The sequence below is a fragment of the Sorangium sp. So ce296 genome (assembly GCF_051529605.1).
Classification (GTDB): domain Bacteria; phylum Myxococcota_A; class Polyangia; order Polyangiales; family Polyangiaceae; genus Sorangium; species Sorangium cellulosum_D.
In genome coordinates, this window is the sequence record NZ_CP150325.1 from 8,914,604 (window position 1) to 8,937,540 (window position 22,937).

General features: G+C 71.8%; 16 protein-coding genes. 7 read left to right on the forward strand and 9 right to left on the reverse strand.

What is annotated here, in order from left to right; all coding sequences use genetic code 11:
- Positions 1-110: 110 nt before the first annotated feature.
- Genes WME98_RS32980 through WME98_RS32990 form a run of 3 tightly spaced genes read right to left on the reverse strand, consistent with a single transcriptional unit; the run spans position 111 to position 2,837 of the window.
- Positions 111-818 (reverse strand): TIM barrel protein, encoded by a 708-nt coding sequence (locus WME98_RS32980; protein ID WP_437945671.1) that lies wholly within the window; start codon positions 816-818, stop codon positions 111-113.
- An 8-nt stretch (positions 819-826) separates the two neighbouring features.
- The gene (locus WME98_RS32985) at positions 827-1,909 is read right to left on the reverse strand and encodes a nucleotidyltransferase domain-containing protein (RefSeq protein ID WP_437945672.1); all 1,083 of its coding nucleotides are present in this window, start codon (positions 1,907-1,909) and stop codon (positions 827-829) included.
- 31 nt (positions 1,910-1,940) lie between these two features.
- Positions 1,941-2,837, reverse strand: a complete 897-nt coding sequence (locus WME98_RS32990; protein ID WP_437945673.1) for a hypothetical protein — start codon at positions 2,835-2,837, stop codon at positions 1,941-1,943.
- A gap of 308 nt (positions 2,838-3,145) precedes the next feature.
- On the opposite strand from WME98_RS32990, the gene WME98_RS32995 reads away from it, so the two are divergent.
- Entirely contained in the window at positions 3,146-4,264 is a 1,119-nt protein-coding gene (locus WME98_RS32995) for a glycosyltransferase family 4 protein (RefSeq protein WP_437945674.1), read from the forward strand.
- 14 nt (positions 4,265-4,278) lie between these two features.
- Positions 4,279-5,466 carry a glycosyltransferase family 4 protein gene (locus WME98_RS33000; RefSeq protein WP_437336730.1) on the forward strand — a complete coding sequence of 396 codons (1,188 nt, stop codon included), beginning with the start codon at positions 4,279-4,281 and terminating at the stop codon, positions 5,464-5,466.
- 79 nt (positions 5,467-5,545) lie between these two features.
- Here the strand turns inward: WME98_RS33000 and WME98_RS33005 are convergent, their stop codons facing one another.
- Positions 5,546-6,679, reverse strand: coding sequence for a hypothetical protein (locus WME98_RS33005; RefSeq protein ID WP_437336731.1), 1,134 nt, complete (start codon positions 6,677-6,679; stop codon positions 5,546-5,548).
- An 893-nt stretch (positions 6,680-7,572) separates the two neighbouring features.
- Here WME98_RS33005 and WME98_RS33010 point away from each other — a divergent pair.
- Both WME98_RS33010 and glgX read left to right on the forward strand, forming a co-directional pair.
- The gene (locus WME98_RS33010) at positions 7,573-7,707 is read left to right on the forward strand and encodes a hypothetical protein (RefSeq protein ID WP_437336732.1); all 135 of its coding nucleotides are present in this window, start codon (positions 7,573-7,575) and stop codon (positions 7,705-7,707) included.
- 67 nt (positions 7,708-7,774) lie between these two features.
- Complete coding sequence (gene glgX, locus WME98_RS33015) at positions 7,775-9,904, forward strand: glycogen debranching protein GlgX (protein WP_437945675.1); 2,130 nt, start codon at positions 7,775-7,777, stop codon at positions 9,902-9,904.
- Between the two features lie 15 nt (positions 9,905-9,919).
- Here glgX and WME98_RS33020 read toward each other — a convergent pair whose 3' ends face one another.
- From WME98_RS33020 to WME98_RS33040, 5 genes are all read right to left on the reverse strand, one after another.
- Entirely contained in the window at positions 9,920-11,239 is a 1,320-nt protein-coding gene (locus tag WME98_RS33020; RefSeq protein ID WP_437945676.1) for a GNAT family N-acetyltransferase, read from the reverse strand.
- Between the two features lie 10 nt (positions 11,240-11,249).
- A complete protein-coding gene (locus WME98_RS33025) occupies positions 11,250-12,080 on the reverse strand; it encodes a serine/threonine-protein kinase (protein ID WP_437945677.1) in 831 nt (276 codons plus the stop codon).
- 126 nt (positions 12,081-12,206) lie between these two features.
- Positions 12,207-14,030, reverse strand: a complete 1,824-nt coding sequence (locus WME98_RS33030) for a Rieske 2Fe-2S domain-containing protein (protein WP_437945678.1) — start codon at positions 14,028-14,030, stop codon at positions 12,207-12,209.
- A gap of 145 nt (positions 14,031-14,175) precedes the next feature.
- Positions 14,176-15,342, reverse strand: a complete 1,167-nt coding sequence (locus tag WME98_RS33035) for an RtcB family protein (protein WP_437939605.1) — start codon at positions 15,340-15,342, stop codon at positions 14,176-14,178.
- 82 nt (positions 15,343-15,424) lie between these two features.
- The gene (locus WME98_RS33040) at positions 15,425-18,583 is read right to left on the reverse strand and encodes a beta-propeller domain-containing protein (RefSeq protein WP_437945679.1); all 3,159 of its coding nucleotides are present in this window, start codon (positions 18,581-18,583) and stop codon (positions 15,425-15,427) included.
- A 394-nt stretch (positions 18,584-18,977) separates the two neighbouring features.
- Between WME98_RS33040 and WME98_RS33045 the strand changes: the two genes are divergently transcribed.
- From WME98_RS33045 to WME98_RS33055, 3 genes are all read left to right on the forward strand, one after another.
- A complete protein-coding gene (locus WME98_RS33045) occupies positions 18,978-20,867 on the forward strand; it encodes a D-glucuronyl C5-epimerase family protein (protein WP_437945680.1) in 1,890 nt (629 codons plus the stop codon).
- Between the two features lie 205 nt (positions 20,868-21,072).
- Positions 21,073-22,374, forward strand: a complete 1,302-nt coding sequence (locus WME98_RS33050) for an FIST signal transduction protein (protein ID WP_437945681.1) — start codon at positions 21,073-21,075, stop codon at positions 22,372-22,374.
- A gap of 94 nt (positions 22,375-22,468) precedes the next feature.
- Positions 22,469-22,858: a tautomerase family protein gene (locus WME98_RS33055; RefSeq protein WP_061624068.1), complete on the forward strand. Its 390-nt coding sequence runs from the start codon at positions 22,469-22,471 to the stop codon at positions 22,856-22,858.
- The last annotated feature ends 79 nt before the right edge of the window (positions 22,859-22,937 follow it).

The following is a 22,937-nucleotide window of genomic DNA, read 5'->3' on the forward strand; positions in this document are numbered from 1 at the left end:
GCTGCCCCCGAAGCCGCTCGTCGAGGCTGCGAGGCCAGGGCTCGCCAGGATCGATGCCGGCGACCGGCGAAACCGGCGCGCCCGCGCCCTCGCCGCCGGCGCTTCCCGGGTCAGCCGGGCGTCTTTTCCAAGCCGTCCGGGATCGTCAGCGCCGCCCTCGCGATGGCCATCTGCCGCTCCAGCTCCTCTGGCGACGCCGGCGTCTCCAGGATCAGCGCCGCGTCGCCCGGGACGTGGGCGGCGACCCGCTGGAACGCGTGCGCCGCGCTCTGGCTCAAGGCGTCGTGCCGGCTGCCCGAGTTCACCTCGCTCACGTGGAGCTGCTTCAGCCGCGTCCTGTGCGCCTTCACCAGGAAGTGCGCCTCCGTCATCGTGCGATCGACCTGGTGCGCGTGGCCGATATCGAAGCAGAACGACGCGTCCGGCAGCGCGTCGAAGAACGGCCGGAGCTCGTCCACCGTGCGGCCCGTCCGCTTTCGCTTGTCCATGTTCTCGAGCGCGAGCAGGCCGCCGAGCTGCCGGAAGGCGCCGAGGTCGTGGACGGTGTCGGGGTGGAGGACGACGAGCCAGCCCAGCGCGGCCACCTCCGCCATGGCGTCGGCGACGACGCGCTCCTCCGCCGCGTCGAAGCGGCTCGGGGCGTGGAACGACACGTAGCGATAGCGCGACAGGTCCAGGGAGCCGAGCAGCCGGAGCAGCGGCTTGAGCTCCGAGATGCGCAGCGCGGAGAGCTCCACCGCGGTCGCGGAGCTCCCTTCCAGCATCGAGAGCGCCCGCTCGACGTCGCTGAGCGCGAGCGCCCCTGTCGAGTAGCCCATGGGTCGCATCAGAACACCCCGTACGTCTGGATGAGCTTGCGGAGCTCCGGGTCCTCCTCGAAGAAGAGCCGGTCGAGCCCGCGCTGGAACTCGCGCCCGATGTCGCGCACCCGCTTGAACGTCGGGTCGTGGCCGAGCTGCTCGTCGAGCGGCAGCTGCTTCAGCCGGCCCCGCTCCTCCTCGTTCGAGAGGAGATCGAGGAACGCGTCGTAGCTGTCGAACAGCGTCCGCGCCGTCTCCGCCGAGATCGCGGGCCGGAGCAGCACCTCGGCGAGGCTCTCCAGCGGCGTCACCCGGATGCGCTCGCGGAGGAAGCGCACGAGCGCGGGCGTCGAGATCCGGTCGCCGTCGTCGGCCCACGTCGCCCGGTCCTTGCCGAACAGCTCGAAGCCGAAGCAGGTGATGAGCCCGCTCACGAAGATGAGCTTGCGCGACATCCGGAGCTTCGCGTTGCGGAGCGCCCAGCCCGAGCTGCGCTCCCGCTGCTTGTAGACGAAGTCGACGGCGACGGTGCGCCAGTACCGGACGATGTCGTTCAGCAGGAACATCGGGATGATCTCGCGCTTGCTGCCGTAGTGCAGCCCGCGGTCGTCCTCCACGTAGCGCGAGAGCACGAGCCTGAGCACGCGCTCATGGGCGTCCGGCTTGCCGATCGCGAGCGACTCCAGGAGCAGCAGGATGCGCTGGGTCGTGTTCTTGTTCGTGTCCTCCTGCCCGCCGATCTGGTGGAGGATCGGGTGGCTGAAGGCCACGTTGCCGAACACGCCCGTCGGGCCCGGCTCGTGGAACTTCGCCTCCTTCAGGAGCTTCGTGATGGCCTGGACCTGGCTGAAGTGCCCCTCGTCGGCCTGACCGTCGATGAGCAGCGTCCAGTCGAGATCGCTGCCGGTCGTGTACTCGCCCCGGGCGAGCGAGCCGAAGACCACCGCGCTCGTGTCGCACGGGATCTGCTCGCGGAGCAGCGCCGCGAGGCGCGTCCGGGTCTCCGCCGAGAGCCGCGCGGCCGCCTCGATGCTCGGCCACGACCGCCCCGCCTTCTCGCCGATCCGCTCGATGGCGCCCCGCGGCGCCCTGCCTTCCTCTCGTGTCATCGATCGCACCCTCGATCGCGCCCGCCGCGCCTCACGCTCCGCCGTCGCCCGGGAGGGAGAGCCCGAACCACCGATTCACGAGGTCATGGTGCTCCGCGAGCTGCTCGCGGTAGCGGGGCGCGCCTTCGATCGCGGCCCGCTCGAAATCGACCCAGTAGAGGGCGCCCGTCTTCTCGCCGATGAGCACGTTGCCGAGCTTGACGTCGAGCGGCGCGACGCCGCGCGCGTTCATCGCCCGGACGATCTCCTCGATGCGGCCGCGGTGGGCCTCGCCGCCGCCGCTCGCGAACGCCTCGATCTCGCGCCGATCGCGCTCCGGATCGAACAGCTGCCCGAGCGGCGCGAGGTCGATGTCGAGGATCTTCTGCCCGCGCTCGGCGACCTGATGTTGCAGCGTCTGGCCGCGCACGTAGTCGATGAACAGGGTGCGCGTGGTGAGGTGGAGATCGCGAATCCTCGGGACGCTGGGGAGATCGCGCAGGCGGAGGAGCGCGGCCGCTTCGTTATAGAAGAAGAGCCCGAGCAGGGAGGAGAGGTGCGCGCTCGCGGGCGCGTTCCGCGGCTGGCCGATAAAGCGCTTGCGAACGCAGACGTAGCCGCGGCGCAGGACGACGTGCAGCCGGTACCGCAGGCGCGGCATCTTCTCGCTCCTGCGGTTGAAGAAGGGGACGTCGGCCGGGTGGAGCGCGAAGGCGAAGCCGTCCTGATCGAGCTCGGCGAGCACCCTGTCCCCGGGGCCGAGCTCGGCGACCGACGGGATGTCGCTCGGGGTGACGGCGTCGGGCACCGGGAGCGGGTTCTCGTCGAGCCGGCGCGCGAGGAGCGCCTTGACGGTCTCGAGCCGCACGGCGAGCAGCCTCGCCGCGGCGCTCATGCCTGGCACGCGGCGCATGCCCTGGTCCAGGGCGCGCCGAAGTTCAGGGTTCATGCCCGTCTAGTAGCCGCTTCCGCTCGCCAAATCAAAAGTGCGGTGACGGCGAGGCGAGGTGGTAGGATGACCCAGCGACCCGGGGCGTCCTCTGGGCAAGGGCGAGCGCGAACGAGCGCGAACGAGCGCGAACGATCAGCGGCGAGCGCGACTCGGCGCGACCGCGCGTGACTCGGCGCGACTCGGCGTGACCCCGCGCCAAACGTCACGAACGCAGGCGCCCCGGCGAGGCGTGTTGGCAGCGTGGGTGACGGCGCGCGGTGCGGTTTGCGCTTCAACAGGAGACCCGATTCGGGTAGCAACCCTCCATGGGGACTTCGACGCTGCGGATCGTCCATGTCGTGAGCAGCCTGAACGGCGGCGGCATGGAGCATTTCGTGCTGCGCCTCGCCGAGGCGCAGCGGCGCCACGGCCACGACGCCTCCATCCTCGCGCTGCGCGGCGGGCCGCTCGCGGATCTGGCGCGGCAGCGCGCGCTGCCGGCCACCGTGCTCGGCGGGCGCCTGCCCGCGCGCGCGGCGCACGCGGCGCTGGCCTTCGCGCGCGCGCGTCCGCACGTCATTCACGCGCACAACCCCACTGCGCTCCACTACGCCACGGTCGGCAAGCTCCTCACGCGGGCGCGGCTCGTCTTCACCGATCACGCCCAGACGCGCGGGATCATCCGCGTTCCTTCGCGCTTCGAGTGGCGGGCGACGGACGCCGTCGTCGGATGTTCGCAGGACACGGCCGACAAGAGCGGCGCCGTGGGCGTCGCCGGCAACATCTCTGTCATTCACAACGGGATCGACATCACCCCGGCGCGGCGGACGCGCGAGGAGGTGCGCGCCGAGCTCGGCTTCGGCGCCGACCCGCCGCCCGCGCAATCGCCCGAGCCCGCGGGCCCGTCCGGCGGCGCGTTCGTCGGGATCATGCCGGCCGCGTTTCATCCGGTGAAGGCGCATGACGTGCTGCTCCGGGCGCTCGCGCGGCTGCGGGACCGCGGCGTCACCGTCCTCATCGTGGGCGACGGGGACGAGCGCGACCGCATCCACGGGCTCGCGAGGGAGCTCGGGATCCACGGCAAGGAGGCGCGCTTCCTCGGGTTCCGCAAGGACGTGCCCGATCTGCTCCTCGCCGCCGACTTCTTCGTGCTGCCCTCGCGCGACGAGGGGTTGCCGCTCGCGGTGCTCGAGGCCATGGCGCGCAGCCTGCCTGTCGTGGTGACGCCGGTCGGCGGCGTCCCCGAGGTGGTGCGGAGCGAAGAGCACGGCCTGCTCGTCCCGGTGGACGACCCCGACGCGCTCGCGGCCGCGATCGAGCGGCTCGCGCGCGATCCCGCGCTGCGGCGGCGGCTCGGCGAGGCGGGGCACGCGCGGGTCCGCGACGACTTCTCGTTCGAGAAGATGACGCGCAAGTACGAGCAGCTCTATCTCGGCCTCGGGTGACGGGCGAGCGCGCGATGAAGGTCCTCGTCTTCACCCACCATTACCCTTCCATGCGGCTGCCGACGATGGCGCCGTACAGCTATCACACGTACCGGGCGCTCGCGCGCCGCTGCGAGCTCAGGCTCGTGGCCCCGACGCCCTGGTGGACGCGCGTGCGCGGGGCGTCGCAGGAGCTCATCGGCGGCACGCGCGAGTCGCACACCGGCATCGACGCGCTGTTCCCCACCTACTGGTCGATCCCGGGGCAGCCGCGCCTGCACGCGCGGGCGATCCACGCGTCGCTCGGGCGGACGATGGCCGGGCTCCGGCGCGAGTTCCCCTACGACGTGATCCTGGCCGCCTGGGCCTATCCCGACACGGTCGCCGCGGACGTGTTCGCGCGGGAAGCGGGGGTGCCGCTCGTCACGACGGTGCTCGGCAGCGACATCAACGAGCAGCCGAGGGACGCCGTGCTGCGGGCGCAGATCGCGCCGGCGCTCCAGCGCTGCGCCCGGGTGGTGGCGGTGAGCGGGGCGCTCGGCGAGCGCCTCGTGGAGCTCGGGGTGCCGCGGGAGCGCGTCGTGGTGCAGCTCAACGCGGTGGACGGCGCGCGGTTCTCGATCCGGGACCGGGTCGAGCCGCGGCAGCGCCTCGGTCTGCCGGTGGACGCGAAGGTGGTGCTCTACGCGGGCTACCACGTGCCCGAGAAGGGCGTCGACGTCCTCGTGGAGGCGATGGCGCGCCTCGCCGAGGCGGGCCGCCGCGACGTGCACCTCATGATGGTCGGCGGCGGCGAGCTGCTCGAGCCGCTGCGCGCGCGGGTGCGCGCGCTCGGCCTCGCGGACCGGGCGCGGCTGTACGGCTGGGCGCTGCCCGCGGAGATCCCGGAGTACATGGCGGCGTGCGACGTGTTCTGCCTGCCGAGCCGCCGCGAGGGCTGCCCGAACGTCGTCCTGGAGGCGCTCGCCTCGGGCCGCCCCGTCGTCGCGACCCGGGTGGGCGGCGTGCCGGAGCTCGTGTGCGAGGGGCCGGGGGGCAACGGCCTGCTCGTCCCCGCGGGCGATCCGCAGGCGCTCGGGCACGCGCTGGTCCGAGCGCTGGACATGGCGTGGGATCCGGAGGCGCTGCGGGGCAGCGTGGGCGCGCTCTCGTGGGATGTCGTGGGGGATCGTTATTACGCGCTCCTCGAGGAGGTGCTCCGGGAGCGGCGCGGGGCGGGCTGAGGCTCTGTCGAGAGCTGCCCGGCCCCGTGGGAGGGGGCTCGTCGCGCGGGGGGCCCCGGAGGCCGGGTCTCCGGGCGCGTCAGCTCGCGCAGGGCGGCGGCTTCAGCCGGTAATCCCGGTAGTCCCCGGGGTTGCCCGTCTTGCCATCGAGCGCCGCGATCGCGATGTTGTACATCTCGCGCGCGGTCACGTAGTGGAGCACCCACTCCTTACCATCGTTGTACCGGGTCGTGAGCTCCCGGTGCAGCGTGTGGCTCCCCGCGCCGAGCAGCGACTCCGCCTGATCCTCGGGCGCCCCGTGCGTGTAGACCTTGACGAACACCCACTCGGGCCGCCCCTCGATGTGGATGTTCTGATCCACCCACGTCTTCACCCGGTCCGGCGTCGGCGGATCGACCGCCTGGAGCGCGCCGTACTCCATCCGCACCCGCACCCGGTTCCCCCGGCGCGTCAGCGCGAGCGCGAGCGGACCCTCGATCATCAGGATCCGGTCCTCCAGCACCTCGCCGACCTTGGCCCGGGCGCCGACGGCGTGGGCCCTCCGGCGCGCCAGGTTGCCGGTCGGCCAGTAGATCTGGTTCACGATGCTGTGCTGCGACTCGTCAGGGGCCGACGGGAACGTGTAGTCGGCATAGCAGCCGGTCTCGAACAGGAGCGGGAGCTCCGCGTCGACTCCGCAGTTCCGCGAGTCCCGCCCGGAGTTCGCCAGACACCAGTTGCCGTGGATGAACCCATATCGCATGCGCCCGTCCGCGTCGCGCGAGAAGTGCCCGTGCTTCCCGAGGATCTCCAGGTACCTGCGGATGTCCGCGCGCAGGTTCTCCTCCGTGTCGTTGTGGTGGTGCAGGTGCAGCTCCACCTCGCCGAAGCCGCGGCGCGTGAGATCCGCCAGCGCGTCGAGCCACCCGGGCGTGTACTGCTCCCCCGGGAAGAAGAAGCTGTGGCGCGGGTGCCGGCCGTCCGCGTCGCGGTAGGCGCCGGCCATCTCGGGATATCGCTCCGACCATGCCCTCACCCGCGCGTCGCCGACCTCCGGCGTCGCGTTCTCCCACCCCGGCTCCCAGTGGTCGCAGACCGCGAAGAGGAGGTGTCGCGGGCCGATCGGACGCGGACTGCGGGCGTTCTCGATTCTCTGGCGGGCGTAGCCGCCGAGCCAGTTGTGGAGGTTCTTGTTCTTGAGATACTGGAGCTTCGCCTGGAGTGTTCCGATCATGAGCTTTCTCGACCGCGGCGCGTTGGACCGGCGGCCGCCGCGGCGGACCGGAGTCTAACCTGGGCCCCCCGGGCGCTGCTACAGCCGCCTCGTTCGTCCACGCCGCGGCCGAGACGGCCTCTCCCGATGTGCGCGATCGGCCCCGCCCGCGCCCCGCGGCGCGCGAGCGCTTCGCACAGGATCTCGCGCCGCGCTCCAGGCGCCCGAGTCAAGATGAATCAGGGCGAAGAGCACTGAAACGACGAACGTGCGGCCGGAACGGAGTGGACGAGGCGCGCCGCGATCCATCGGCGGCGACCCCTGTGCAGCGGCCAGCGGCGGCCGCCGTCGCGCAGCCGCGCCTGTCGCGGTGCCCGGCCGCGAACCCGCGCCGGCCCCGAGCACCATCCGCCGCCGGGGCGGGGACGAGCGCTCCCGGCGCGCCCGCCCGCTCGTCCCATACGGCCTCGCCGCCGGGGTGCGCGCAGGCGACAGGAAGCCGAATCCTGACCCGGCAGAGCTCACGCGGCCGTCCAGGACATCCTTTGTCATGATCTTACCCTCACGGGCGCGCAATGTGCTTGCAATTTTGGCATCTGGCTGTCCGGGGCACCGATGACCGACGCTGTGGGAGACAATTCGCCCCACGTGTGGCGATTTTGTTGCCCCAAGCTCCACCGTGGAGCGCCGGCTGTTGTGTCCGCGGTGAGCGTACACACGGAAGTGTTGCTGGCATGATGCCTGCTCTCCGTGGTAGCTGACTGTAGGCATCACCGATATCGAAGGAGCCAGGCATGATTTCAACCCCGATGACGCCGACCGAAGAACTGGTCCCCCTCCCGCAGCGGAGGGCCTCCCTCGAGTCATCAGCTTCGATCGCTGAGGCGTGCGAGCTAGCCCGGCGGCTCGCTGACATGATCGAACGCCTCAGGTTCTGCACCCCGGAGGGCGACCAGGCCCAGACCCTCCGCATCGCCGAGGGGATGGCGCGGAGCGTGGCGGACGCGGTGACCGACGTCCTGCACAGCCGCCGCAGCCACGTGGCCTAGCCAGCGAACACACGCCCATCGCAACAAGGCCGAGACGGGGGGGCCCACTCCCGGCCTGGAGAACAGCATGAACCAGAAGCGCAAGGGATTGCGACCGGGGGATCCTTACCCGCTCGGCGCGACATGGGACGGCGTCGGAACGCAGTTCGCGCTGTTCTCGGAGAACGCCGAAGCGGTCGAGCTGTGCCTCGTCGACGACGAGGGGAATGAGCAGCGGCTGCCGATGCGCCACCGCACCTCGCTGGTGTGGCACATCTACGTGCCCGACGTGGGGCCAGGGCAGAAGTACGGCTATCGCGTGCACGGCCCGTGGGCGCCGGAGCGGGGGTTGCGCTTCAACCCCAGGGCGCGCCTGCTCGATCCCTACGCGAAGGCGCTCGCGTCGCGGGTCCGGTGGGACGCCAACGCGTTCGCCCACCGCAGCGGCGAGCCGGACGGCGATCTCGTGATGGTCGACGGCGAGGCGCTCGGCGCCCCGCTCGGCGTCGTCATCGACCCCTCGTTCGACTGGAGCGGAGATCGGCGCCCGTACGTCCCGTTCCACCGCAGCGTCATCTATGAGGCGCACGTCCGCGGCCTGACGATGCTGCACCCGGAGGTCCCGGAAGAGCTGCGCGGGACCTACCTGGGCATCGCCCACCCGGCCATCATCGGGTACCTGCGGTACCTCGGCATCACCGCCATCGAGCTCCTGCCGGTGCACGCCTTCGTGCACGAGAAGTTCCTGCTCGACAAGGGGCTCCGGAACTACTGGGGCTACCACTCGATAGGCTTCTTCGCTCCGGACGTCGACTACCGCGCGGGCGCCGAGGTGGCGTCCGAGGTCCGGCAGTTCAAGGAGATGGTGAAGGCGCTCCACGCCGCCGGCATCGAGGTCATCCTCGACGTCGTCTACAACCACACGGCCGAGGGCAACCACCTCGGCCCGACGCTGAGCCTGCGCGGCATCGACAACCCGACCTATTACCGGCTCGTCCCCGGCAACGAGCGCTACTATTTCGACTACACGGGCACGGGCAACACCCTCAACGTGCGCCACCCGCAGACGCTCCAGCTGATCATGGACTCGCTGCGGTACTGGGTCCTCGACATGCACGTGGACGGGTTCCGGTTCGACCTGGCGGCGGCGCTGGCGCGCGGCCTCCACGACGTCGAGCAGCTCTCGAGCTTCTTCACGATCATCCACCAGGACCCGGTGCTCAGCCAGGTGAAGCTCATCGCCGAGCCCTGGGACGTGGGCCCCGGCGGCTACCAGGTGGGCAATTTCCCGGTGCGCTGGGCGGAGTGGAACGGCCGCTACCGGGACACGCTGCGCGACTTCTGGCGCGGCGCCGGCGGCGTCGCCTCCGATCTCGGGTTCCGGATCACGGGGAGCAGCGACCTCTACGAGAACAGCGGGCGCAAGCCGTACACGAGCATCAATTTCGTCACGGCCCACGACGGCTTCACCCTGGCCGACCTCGTCTCGTACAACCACAAGCACAACGAGGCGAACGGGGAGGGCAACTGCGACGGCGCGGACGACAACCGCTCGTGGAACTGCGGCGCCGAGGGCCCGACCGACGATCCCGAGATCCTCCGGCTGCGCGCGCGCCAGATGCGGAACATCATGGCCTCGCTCCTCTTCTCGCAGGGCACGCCGATGATCCTCCACGGCGACGAGCGGGGGCGCACGCAGGAGGGGAACAACAACGGGTACTGCCAGGACGGCCCGCTCACCTGGCAGCCGTGGACCTGGGACGAGCCGTCGCGCGCGCTCCTGGAGTTCACGCGCAAGTGCCTCCGCATCCGGCACGAGCACCCCGCGCTCCGGCGCTCGACGTTCTTCAAGGGGCGCCCCATCCGCGGCGGCAAGGCGTACGATATCCAGTGGTATCGCCTGGACGGCGAGCTGATGACCGACGAGGACTGGTCGAACCCGTGCACGAAGTGCCTCGGGGTGTTCCTGTCCGGCGAGGGGCTGGACGACGTGGACGAGTCCGGCGACCGGCTGGTCGACGACGACTTCGTCCTGCTGCTCAACGCCTCGGAGTGCGACCTGCCGTTCCTGCTCCCCTTCGCCGACGATCCCAGGCCGTGGCAGCTCCTCGTCGACACGCAGGACGACGCGGCCACCGAGACGCGCAAGGGCGGGGAAGAGACGGCGCTGATCGCGCGCTCGCTCAAGCTCTTCCTCCGGAGCCGGCGCGGCGCCTGAGCGGCGCGCCGCGCGTCAGAATCCGTTGTAGGCGCCGAGGAACAGGGGGGGGCCGGCGAACGCCGCGTCGAGGAGCGCGGCCGCCTTGGCGCTGCCCACCACGAAGCCCTGGCTCAGGAGATCGCGCGCCGACGTGGCGCCGAAATAGATCTGCGTGAGCCGCTCGATGGATAGCGAGAGGCGGTCGCCCGCCGTGCTGCCGGGCGCCGTCTGGACGCCGCGGGCCGCGAAGGTGACGTCGAAGGCGCGCGGCGCGTCGGTGAACACGGGGTCCTCGACGTCGAGGCCGATGGCCCCGCGGACGCCGTGCTTCCGCGGCGACGGGTGCAGCGCGAGCGCGGCGGCGACGTCGACGATGCGCCCCATCGCGCCGGCCGCCGTCAGGCCGAGGACGTTGCGGCGGTGCGCCGTGTGCACGGGCGGGCACAGGCCGGGGTGCCGGGCCGCCGTCTCGTACACCATCGGCTCGTCGCGGATGCCCGGCTCGTCGAGCAGCGGCGCGCCGTAGCCGCGCGGCAGCACCAGCTCCACGACCTCGTACTGATCGCCGAGCGCGCCGAGGAAGCCGATGAGCCCGCGGTACGCGCCCGACGTCGGCGCGCGGAGCTCGCGGACGAGCAGCTGCTGGACGCCGTAAGAGCCGCCCTCCGGGACGTCGAAGAACAAGTAGCCGGCGATCGCCTTGGAGCCCGGATCGACGTAGACCGCGCCGCTCGGGGAGCGCTTGAACACGCGCACGTCCCACCAGTAGTCGCTCCGCGAGAGCTGCCCCGTGGTGTCGGCCCGCGCGAGGTCGTAGGCCTGCTTGATGAGCGGCTCGTCCCGCGGGCGGGAGAAGGCCCGCACGTGGCGGCGCAGCACCGAGTCCGGGAGCCGGTCGGGCGAGGTGCGCACGACGTCCCGGAGCTCGCACACGCCGAAGCCGAACCTGCGGTAGAACGAAAGCCGGAAGGGGTGGAGCAGCGCGAGCGCCTCGCCGCGGCGGCGCATGCGGCGGAGGCTCTCGCGGACGAGCCGATCCGCGATGCCCCGGCGGCGGAACTCCGGGAGCACCGCCACGGACGCGAGGCCCTGGAAGGGGACGTCCGCGCCCGCGAAGCTCATCGTCAGGTCGAGCGAGGAGACGTGCCCGACGAGCTGGCCGTCGGTCTCCGCGACGATCACGTTGTCGAGGGCGAGGTGCGCGTGCTCGGTGAAATACCGCAGCCACGCCTCCGGATCGCCCGCCTGGAACGCGCGGTAGGCGACCGAGGCGAGCGTGCCCTCCTCGCCCTTGCGGGCGCTGCGAAACACGAGCTCGTGGTTGGGACGGCTCGGGATGCGGGCGCGCGCCATGGCGGCTAGGCTAGCCCGCTTCGGGAGGCGCGCCCACAGGGCTCGGCGGCCCGGCGGCCATGGCCCGGTGCAGCGCGTCCGCCATCTCCTCGGCCGAGCCGAAGCGGCCGGTCGGCTCGCGGGACAGCGCCCGGACGAACCACGCGTCGAGGGCAGGCGTGACGTCGGCGGAGCGCTCGCTCGGGAGCGGGAAGATGCCGATACGGATGGCGCCCAGCAGCGCCTCGAGCCCCTTCTGCTCGAACGGCGGCGCGCCGGTGAGCGCCTGGTACGCCATGACGGCCACGGACCAGAGGTCCGAGCGGCCATCGACCCTCTTCGGGTTGAAGAACTGTTCCGGGCTCATGTAGACGAGGTTGCCGACGACCGCGCCCGTGGCCGTCAGCGTCGTCCCGTCGGGGTCGACATCCCCCCTGGCCACGCCGAAATCGAGCAGCTTGACGCAGATGCTCCCGCCGTCGTCGGCGAGGAAGACGTGCTCCGGCGTGATGTCCCGGTGAATGATCCCGAGCCTGTGCGCCGCGGTGAGCGCCCCGCAGAGCTGCGAGACCAGGGAGACCGTCTCCTGCAGGGACAGGCGCCCGGAGCGCGCGAGCCGGTCGGACAGCTCCTCACCGCGCAGCAGCTCCATGACGATGTACGGGAGGCCGCCGCCGGCGACGCCGTGCTCGTAGACCTCGGCCACGTGAGGGCTCTTGATCCTCGCCATGAGCGCGCCCTCGCGGTGGAACCGGGCGACCGCGATCGGATCGGTCGCGAGCGACGCAGAGATGAACTTGACGGCGACGTCCTTGCCGAGCCCGAGATGGTGCGCCGTCCAGATGCTGCCGATCCCCCCCATCCTGAGGAGGCTGACGAGCGTAAGGTGCGGCGCTACGTGGGACCCAGGCTCAAGCCGCATAGACAATCAGTATGCATGATGGTCCCTAGTCTGGCCACCTGACGGAGCCGCGGATCCGCGCGCGGCTCAATACAGCCCCTCGGGTGGCCGACCATCGGACATGAACTTCTTCGCCACGGCCGCGAGCCGGCGCGCGTGGAGCTCCCGCCGGACGGGGACCACGTAGGCGAGCAGCGCCGCGAGGTACGCGCCGTCGGGCTGCGGATCGGACGACTCGAGGCGCATGAGCGCCTCGAGCGTCTTCACGGCGTGCGCCGTGAAGATCGGCCTCACGGCGGCGTCGAGCGCGGCGAACGGCGCGAGCTCCGCGAAGGCGCGGAGGCGCCCGCCGGCGTCGAGCTCGCGCGCGATCGCGAGCGCCCCGCCGACGTCGCGCGCCTCCGCCGCCTGGAGCAGCGTGCCGCCGGGCGCGCGCGCCGTCAGCGCGGGCGGCGCGGCCGACGCGGGCGGCGCGGCCGACGCGGGCGGCGCGGCAGCGTCCGCGTTGCGGAGCTTGCCGACGAAGCCGGCGGCGAGCACGGCGAGCTGCGCGGCCTCGCGCGGGGAGGCCTCGCGCCCGAGCGCGGCCGCCGCCTCCGCGAAGGTGACGGCGTGGGTGACGTCGAGCACCCCGACCTCGGCGTCGAGGCGCTGCTCCCAGGCCGGATCGAAGCGCGCGAGGCGGACGGCCGCGGCGTGGCCGATCGCGACGAGCAGCGCGAGCGGGCCGGCGCCGCGCGCGAGCCAGCGCACGGTCGCCTCCACGGCCGGCCGCTCCCCGGCGAGCACCTCCGCCTCGAAGGCGGCGCGCTCCGCCGGGGCGAGCGGCGCGGCGCCGGCGGCGGCCGGGCCGGCGCCGCTCGAGCCCGCGGGCTCCTCGGCGCCGGGCAAAGGCAGCTCGGCGAGGCGCGCGAGCGCGGCGCGCGTGGCGGCGAAGGGGGGCAGGCTCGTGTCGGCGGTGGCCCAGGCGAGCTGCACCGTCGAGGCGGCGAGGACCTCGTCGGCCGCCGACGAGAACCGCTCGGCCAGCTCGAGCGCCTTCGCGAGGAAGATCGCGCCGTGCCCGTAGTCGTAGAGGTGCTGCGCGACGAAGGGCAGGAGCGCCCGGCGCGCGCCGGCGGCGCCGCGGACCTCGACCAGCTCGCGCATCCGCGCCTCGGCCTCGTCGCGCCGCTCCGCCGCGAGCGCCTCGCTCACCTTCGCCGGCTCGTCGAGCTCGAACTCGACGATGCGCGCGAGCGGCGAGCGCGCCGTCGCCCTGCCGGCGCCCTTGCCGCGCGGGCCGAGCCGGGCCGACGCCTCGCCGATCGCGTGGGCGGCGACCACGAACGCCTCCTCGGCGGGGACCCAGCCGCGCTCGACCCAGGCGCAGAGATCCGAGAGCAGCGCGAGGCCGTGATCGAAGCCGTACTCGGCGCGCTCGGCCCCGTCCTTGGCGAGCACCTCGAACGCGAGGTGGAGGCTGCCGAGGCCGGTCTCCATGCGGTGGAGCCCGAGCGCGCCCAGCCGGAGGCCGTCGCGCAGGGCGCGGGCCGGGTCGTCGCGGAGGATCGCCTCGCGCAGGCTGGCGACGAGGCGCCGCACCTCGGCCGCGGTGTCGACGGCCCGGTTGAGCAGCACGCGGCCGCCGTCGACGCGGGTGGCGTAGCGCCGCACCGGCTCGCCGCCGAACGTGCAGGCGCCCGAGGCGACGTCGAACTTCCAGTTGTGCCACGCGCACGTCAGCACGCCGCCGCGCAGCGCGCCCTCGGAGAGCGGGTAGCCCTGGTGAGGGCAACGATCGTCGAGCGCGTGGACCTCGCCGCCCCGGAGGACGCAGGCGAAGCGCCGCCCCGCGTCGTCCTTGCGGAGCACGGGCTCCTCCGCCGGAAATTCGGAGAGGGGGCCCAGATCGATCCAGTCCGACTTCATGGCTTCCCTGCGCTGCGGCGCGCGGCACGTCCGATCGCGGCGTGCGTCGCGGCAGCGACGCGCATGCTAGCCGAGAGCGGGGCGGGAAGGGACCGCGAACCCCGGGCGCGCCTCGCGGAGACGCGGCGGGGCCCGCGCCGGTCGATCACCCCTTCACGCACAGGACCTGCCGGAGCTCGGCGACGATCTCCACGAGATCGCGCTGGTCCTCCATGACGCGCTCGATCGGCTTGTACGCGGAGGGGATCTCGTCGAGGACGCCGCCGTCCTTGCGGCACTCGACGCCGGCCGTCTGCGCGGCCAGGTCCTTCGTGGTGAAGCGCCGCTTCGCCTCGCCGCGGCTCATCTTGCGGCCGGCGCCGTGCGACGCGCTCTCGAACGCCTCGGGGTTGCCGAGGCCGCGGACGATGTAGGAGCGCGTGCCCATCGAGCCGGGGATGATGCCGAGCTCGCCCTTGCCGGCGCGGATCGCGCCCTTGCGCGTCACGAGCACCTCCTCGCCGAAATGGATCTCTTCTGACACGTAATTGTGATGGCAATAGATGGCTTCCTGGATCTCGAGCTGCGGGAAGTGCCGCCGGAGGACGCCCTCGGCGAGGTGGAACATGGCCTCGCGGTTCGCGCGGGCGTAGCGCTGCGCCCAGAAGAGGTCGTGCCGATAGGCCTTCATCTCCGGGGTGCCGGCGAGGAACACCGCGAGCTCGCGGTCGGGCAGGTCGCGGTTGTGGGCGAGCTTCTTCGCCGTGGCGATGTGGATCTCGGCGAGCTCCTTGCCGATGTTGCGCGAGCCGGAGTGGAGCATCAGCCACACGCCGCCGTCCGTGTCGAGGCAGAGCTCGATGAAGTGGTTGCCGCCGCCGAGCGTGCCGAGCTGACAGCGCGCCCTCGTGAACAGCCCCTTCACCTTCGGGGTCAGGCTCGCGAACTCGTCCCAGAGCGGCAGGCCCGCGAACCCCTTGAGCGGCGTGTCGTGGGCGGCGAACCCGACGGGGATCGCCCGCTCGAGGTCGCTCCGGATCCGCTTGAGGTCGTCGGGCAGGTCGGCCGCGGTGAGGTTCGTGCGGAGCGCGCCCATGCCGCAGCCGATGTCGACGCCGACGGCGGCGGGCGCGACGGCGTCCCGCATCGCGATGACCGAGCCGACGGTCGCGCCCTTGCCGAAGTGGACGTCGGGCATCGCGGCGACGTGGTGGAACACCCAGGGCAGGGCGCTGATGTTGCGCAGCTGCTCCAGCGCGACCGGCTCGACCTCCTCCGGCCGGGTCCACAGCTTGATGTCCACGTTCTTGCCCTTGATCTGCGCCGGTCCCATCCGGGAAGCGTAGCGCGCGGCGCGCCGGGCGGCGAAGGGAGGGAGGGCGGGCAGGGGAGGCGCGCGCCGCCTCCCTCGCGGGTCACGGCAGGAGGTTCGAGGCGTCGAGATCGAGCTGGTGGATGCCGTACCGATCGGCGGCGACCACGACCTCGTCGCGCGCCCGATCGAGCAGCACCCGGGCGGACGACGCGCCGTGGAAGAACGCCTGCGCCACGGGGCTCCGCGGGTCGTCGTAGTCGACCATCAGCGTGCCGCCGTACACGTTGAAGAACGCGCGGCGCTCGGCGGCGTACGGCATGAGCGTCATCCACCTGTCGACGGGCGTCTCCGAGAGGACGTCGAACCCGGCCGACGACATCGTGTCGCTGGCCCTCAGGATCGCGAAGCTGCGGGGCTCGTCGCCGTAGCTCCATCGCCAGTACGTCGGCCAGCTCCGCTCGCCATACGTCAAGAGCGCCCTCTGGTGCTGATCGATGAGGACGGTGTCGCCGAGCGCCTTGCCGGTGAGCTCGTGGTACTTGTTGAGGTGCGCGCGCCCGCCGTACAGCGTCGATTTCGCGAGCGCCGGCTCGATGAAGCATGGGCCCCACACCCGGTCGCGGGTGAACACCTTCGTGCCGCGGATCGCGAGGGCCTCGCCGGGGATGTTGATCGCCGGGCCGAGGGCGGGCGCCCCAGGGTGGGACAGGTCGACGCGCCGGAGGAAATAGCGCGCGTGGGGGCGCGGGTCGTGGGGCACGGCGGCCGGCAGCTTGACGGAGACGTAGACGTCGCCCTCGTGCGACAGCGAGCTCACGGCGTCCTCGTCGGCCGGCAGCGCGACGGGCGGCGCCAGGGCCGGATGATCCGGGTCCGAGAGGTCGACCACGTGGACGCTCATCTGCCGGATCTGGCGGCCCACGTCGCCGGCGTAGCAATACGACTCGAGCAGCCCGTCGAGCGCGGCCTCGTCGAGGACCGGCGCGCAGGCGTCCCTGGCGCCGAGCCGCGTCGTGCACGCGGCGAACCCGCCCGCGCAGTACTCCGGCCCCCCGTCGATCGACTGGCAGGTGCGCTGCCCCGTGTAGTAGGTGCAGCCGTCGAGCCCGGTGCAGGCGTGGTCGCCGTGAGCGTACGCGACGTGCGAATCGCACTGATCGCCCGGCCCGAGATTGGACCAGACGTCGGTCTTGCGCGTGAACGTGAGCGACCTGTTCGTGACGTGGACCCGCGTTGGCTGGTCATGGTCGTCATCGTGAGCAGCGCCGTGGGTCGGGGGCAGGGCCGTCGTGACGAGCTGGCCCGCCGCCCGGGGCGTCCGCGGGTCCGAGAAATCGACGACGCTGATCGTTGTCTCGTAGTCCGGCCAGCTCACGTACCGGGAGGTCACGACGGCGAGCAGGTCGTCGCCGACCTTGTAGTACCTCGCGTCGGGCGGGACCGGGATGGTCGCGAGCGGCGTCGCCATGCCGGCGTCGTCGTCCGCGGAGATGACCTCCGCCAGGGCCATCGCGTCGGGCTCGCGCTGCCCGGCGTCCTGCTCGGGGTTGCGGATGCGCACGCGGTGATCGCCGTACGCGAAGATCGTGTCGTAGGACGGCGCGAGATCGAGCGCGCCGAGCCGCTCCGGGGCGTCGAGATCGCGCTGGTCGTAGAGGCTGAGCTGCGTCTCCGACACGTTCGCCGCGGTGCTCGGGTCGACGCGGAACGAGCGCCGCACGGGGGAGGCGTGCCTCATCACCCCGCGGCGGGTCAGGGTCGCGCCCGAGAACGTGAAGATCTGCACGCCGGACGCGTGCTTCGACACGCCGCTCGACGTGTTGTCACCGGTGAACGGCAGCAGCACGAGGCCCGTCTCGGTCTCGCCGGTCGGCGCCTCCACGCTCACCGCGTCGTCGAGCACGGTGAACGCGCGGCGATCCCAGCTGGCCTCCGACCAGCTCCAGCCGCCCTCGTCCCCGCTCACCTCGGCGCGCGCGAGCATCGGGCTCGGGTTCTCCAGGTCGGTGATGTCGTACAGGCTGGCCGCGAGCCTGCGCGTCCCGCCCTCGTCGTTCACGCCGATCCCGATGAGGCGGGTCGCGCCGAGCACCGGGCGGAAGAAGTCGTTCCAGCCGGAGACGATGAGCTCGCTCTTCTCCTCGATGTTTCCGTCGGGATCGATCGAGAACGCGTGGAAAGGGTCCGCGCGGAGGTAGGTGACGGCGAACGCCCGGTCGTCGAGGAAGACCGCGCCGAAGAGCGACTGTCCGTCGCCGAAGTCCGCCTTGTCGATCGGCGCGAGCTCGTCCGGATCCGATGCGTCCCACGTCTGCAGGTGGCTCGACCCGCCGCCCCGTTGCGGGCCGGAGAAGACGCGCAGCATGTCGTCGCGGAAGTCCATGTGAAACCGCGAGCGCACATAGCCGTCCACGGTGACGGTATCGCGGAGCGTCATCGAACCGTCGACGCTCGAGATGTCGACGAGCGACACCTGGCTGTTCTCGTCGTCCCAGCCCACGGGCCCCCGCGCCACGAGCAGGACGTCCCCCTCGCCATGGATGTCCGTCACGTACCCGCCGAGATCGAGCTGGCTTCGCTCCACGAGCCCGCCGTGCGTCACCTCGAAGCTCTTGACGACAGCCTCGTTGTGCCACTCGTACTGATCGTTCCCGAGATCCGTCCACCCCCAGTTGGTGCTGGCCACGTAAAGGGCGTCCAGGGTCGCGCCGTTCGTGTAACGGCTTGTCTGAATGGTTCCAGGTACATCGAATTGTGACAGGAGCTCGGGCGCGTTCCGGTTGGTGAGATCGATGAGCAGGACCGCCCCGCCCGCGCGGCGATCCATGATGAGGCTGCCCGGGGTGGCGCGGAGCCCGACCCAGTCGTTCAGCAGCACGATCGCGCGGTCGCCATCGACGTACATCTCGACGGGCGTCCCGGCGACCGGCATCTGGCCGACCATCGCCGGGCTCTCCGGATCGTGGATGTCGATGACCTGCAGGCCCCGGTAGCTGTTGAGGTTCAGGAGATGCCCGTCCCCGAGGACCCGGTAGATGTCGCCCTCCTCGAGCTCGGTCTGCTCTTCTTCCTCTTCTTCCTCTTCTTCCTCTTCTTCCTCTTCCTCTTCCCCGTAAAACATCGTGGGCAGATCGTCCGCCGACACGAACGACGTGCTCCCGCCGAGGCGCTCGACGGCTGCGGTCGTCTCCTCCGCGGCCGCTCCGGCCGTGCATCCCGGACCGATCGCGAGGAGGGCCGCCCCGAGCCACGATGTCAACGCTGTATTGCGTTGTGTCAACAAGTGCATCCCGCCACCCGGCTCCTTTCGTCTCAGACCCGATGAGGGCACGAAACCCATGTAGTTCGCCGCCTCCGCGCACTCGGCGCAAGCGATGAATCACCCGGGAACATCTAGGAGTCTCGCTGTCGCACGGCCGTCACAGGCGGCAGCGGGCTCGCCGCGCGCACGGCACGCGCGGCGGCGCGTACACGCGGCGCCGATGTGAGCATCGAGTCGAGGCGACAGGGGGCGAGCGCCCGAGTCCGGGGTGCGGCGGTCCCCGTTCGGCCTTGCGGGGCCCCGGGGTTCTTGGTACGCGTCGATATCGCTGCTTCCGGGGACCTTGTCCATGCCGTCTTCACGCGCTCTCTCCGCCGCAACCCTCTTGGCCGTGGCCGCCGTGTCCTCCGCGCTCGCGATCGGTTGCGATAGCCGCAAGCCCGCCGAGGAGGCCGCGGCGGGGAAGCCCGACGCCGCCGCGCCGGCCGCGGCGACCGGCGCCCCGGCGGTCCGGAAGGCCGCCGCGACCCAGGGCGACGACCGCTTCGCGGCCCAGATCGCGGCGAATCTGCCCCGGGTGCCCAACCCGGCGATCCAGGTCCCGGAGGGCGGCGGCGCGGGCGCCGAGCTCGACAATGACACCTTCCGCGATCGCACCGTCGCCTTCGTCCGCCAGGTGACCGCGGGCGGCGACAAGGTGACGTGCGATCTGTCCCTGTCGTCCAAACGGCCTTTCCGCGCCGTCGTGATCGGGTTCCAGGAAGGGAAGCAGATCGCCCGCGGGGAGGCGTCGGACGCGGGGCTCTGCGTCGCGCTGAAGGAGGCCGCGCGGCGGGCCGTGGCCGCGGCGGGGGGCGCGCGCGAGGCGCTCGCCGGCGCGCGGCTCGTCGTGGAGCTGCCGGATCATCACGAGTCGATGATCGAGAGCGTCGAGCGCAAGGGGAAGGGCCTCGAGCTCACCCAGGGGCTCGTGCCGGTCCGCGCCCTCGACAAGGCCCTCCTCGCGAAGCGCATCGAGGACGGCAAAGGCTATCTCTTGCGCGTCATCGATCCGGCGCACAAGGGGGTTCACAAGTACTACCACGCGCCCGCCGACCGGTTCGAGGACGAGCTCCACACGATCTACACCGCGTCCACGGCGCTGACCTTGCTGAAGCTGCACGCCTACAAGCCCGACCCGCGCCTGCTCCGCACGGCGACCGAGGCCGCCGGCTTCATGATGGGCATGCAGAGCCTCGAGACGGGCGATCGGACGGCCGGCGCGTTCTTCTACGCGTTCGATCTGGAGCGCAAGCGCCCCGAGCGCCGGCTGGTCGTCGGCACGGCGTCGAAGTCGATCTTCACGCTGATCGAGCTCTACAACATCACGAAGGAGAAGAAGTACCTGGAGTCCGCCGTCATGGCGGCCGACTGGCTGATCTCGATGCAGCGGCCCGACGGCAGCGTGCGCTCGGCCCTGGTCGGGCAAGAGGGCGGCGCGTGGAAGGTCCAGGGGAAGGAGTCGACGCTCTACACGGGACAGGTCCTCTCCGCGCTGTCGCGCACCTACCGGGCCACGAACAACAAGAAGTACCTCGACGCCGCGGCCCAGACCGCGGACCTCCTGCTCGCCAGGATCGCCAAGAAGGGCTGCTTCCTCGGCGACGAGTACAGGAAGCCCAACCCGATCTCGAGCTCGTGGGCGGTGCAGTCGCTGCTCGACTTCGTCAAGGCGAGCGGCGACCAGCGCGCCGAGCAGACCGTGTTCCGCTGCGCCGACGACCTCGTGAAGCGGCAGTGGCGCAGGCCCGAGGACGCCTACCGCTACGGCCGCTGGCAGCGGTCGCTCTCGAGCAGCGGGAGCGGGTGGCTCGCCGAGGTGATGTCGGAGGTTCATCACCACTGCCGAACGAAGGCCATGCCGGGCTGCGACCGGTACAAGGACGCGGTGGTCGCTGCGATCCGGCAGATTTTGCAATACACCTATGGGCCCGAGAACTCCTTCATGGTGAAGAACCCGAAGGCCGCCGCCGGCGGGGTGTTCTGGAGCGTGCGGGACCGCTACGTGCGCACCGACTCGGTGTGTCACGCGATGAACGCGTACCTCAACATGTTCGGCGAGCTCGGCGACGGGCCGCTGCTCACGCTCCCCGAGCGGCCCCTCGCCGAGCGGATGGCGCTCGCCGCGGAGGCGACGAGCGCGGGCGCGGCGGACGCCGGGGTCGGCGAGGATGACGGCGAGGAGGGCGACGAGGCCGCAGCGGGGCAGTCCGGGCCCAAGGGCGACGATCCCGAGGAATGAGCGCGCGCGCCGGCAGACCGGCGGCGCGCTGGACCGCGCGCCGCGACCCCGCGGCGCTTCACCGGGCTCAGCGCAGGAGACCCGGTGGGCGAGCCGCGGGGCGCTCCATGCCAGCGGTCGAAACCGGGCGAGCCCGGCGCGCGGTGGTGTATAGGGATCTTGCGAGATCGACCCGACCGGGGGCGCCGCAGGAGGTCCAGATCCGATGAGCAACAACGACGTGGACAGTGGGACCAACGCGCTCTCCGGCGCAAACGACGCTCTGCAGGCGGGACGCGCGGGCGCGGAAGGGGCGGCAGGGGCGGCGGGGACGATGAAGATGGCCTCCGCGTCCTCGACGGCGGGCTCGACGGGCGTCGCGTTCGCCGAGGCCCTGGCCGCGCTCCGCGCGGGCCTCGGCGGCGAGCCGGATCATCTCTTCCTGAGCTACACCGAGGGTCACGATCTCGGCGAGCTCGCGCGCGCCACGGCGGCGCTTCCGCCGTCGGTGCGGGTCCACGGGTCGAGCTCCTGCCTCTCGGTGATGACCGCCGCCGGGGTCCACGGCGCGCCTGGCGCCGGCCTGGCGCTGTTCGGCATCGCGGACGCGCGGGGCGCGTACGGCGCGGCCGCCGAGCCGATCGGGGAGTCGCCGCGCGCCGCCGCCGCGCGCGCGGCGCGCCGCGCGATGGAGGACGCCGACCGGGCGGGCAAGCCGCCGGCGCTGTTCTGGCTGACCGCGCCGCTCGGGGTGGAGGAGCAGGTCCTCTGCGGGATCGAGGACGCGGTCGGGGCCGACGTGCCGGTGTTCGGCGGCACTTCCGCGGCGAACTCGCTCGACGGGGCGCTGTCGCAGCTCGGGCGCGGGCAGGCGCACCGCGACGCGGTGCTGCTGTCGGCGTTGTACCCGTCGGGCGAGATCGCCTATGCGTTCGGCTCCGGCTACACGCCGACCGAGCACCGGGGGTGGGTCACGCGCTCGGAGGGGCGGCGGGTGCCCGAGATCGACGGGCAGCCGGCGGCGGAGGTCTACAACCGGTGGACCGGCGGCAGGTTCGCCGCGCAGCTCGGCGGCGGTTCGATCGCGGCGGAGAGCGCGCTCAGCCCGCTCGGCCGGCCTTCCGGCTGGGCCGGCAAGGCCCCTCGGTTCCTGCTCATCCACCCGAACGCGGTGGACCAGGACAACGCGCTGACGTTCGGCGTGCACATCAGCGAGGGCGACGAGCTCGTGCTCATGAAGGGGTCGAGAGAGGGCCTGCTCGATCGCATCACGGCCGTGGCGGGCGCCGCGCTGGAGGTCGCGCGGCCTTCGTTCCAGCCGCAAGGCGCGCTCGTGATCTTCTGCGCCGGGTGCATGCTGGCGGTGCGCGACGACATCGACCGCGTCGTCCAGGGGATGAGCGCAGCGCTGGGGCCGACGCCGTTCCTCGGCAGCTTCACGTTCGGGGAGCAGGGGTGCTTCGTCCGCGGCAAGAACCAGCACGCGAACCTGTCGATCGCCGTGGTCCTGTTCGGGCAATCGGCGTAACCGGCGTAACCGGCGTAACCGGCGTAACCGGCGTAACCGGCGTAGATGGATCCGTGGCGGACTGCGGCGATGGCGCCGATCCAGGAGTGATTCGATGTCTCAGGTGAAGATTTACGGGATCAAGGACCGGCTCAACCCGGTGAAGGAGAAGCTGTCGCGGGTGATCCACGCCTGCGTCATGGAGGCGCTGGGGATGCCGCAGGACAAGCGGGCGCACCGCTTCTTCCCGATGGAGCGCGAGGACATGCTGGCGCCGGGCGGGCGCACCGACGCTTATACGATCATCGAGATCTCGATGATGACCGGGCGCACCGTGGAGACGAAGAAGAAGCTCGTGCGGCTCCTGTTCGACAGGATCCGGGACGAGGTCGGCATCGATCACCAGGACATCGAGATCTGCATCTCGGAGTCGCCGCCCCACGACTGGGGGTTCCGCGGCATGCACGGGGACGAGGTCAAGCTGAACTACAAGGTCAACGTCTAGTCCCGGCTCGGGCGCTTTGCTGTGCCCTCGTGCGCGCCCTCGTTGTATAAGGTTTCTCCTTCCCTCAGGCTGCGGGCCG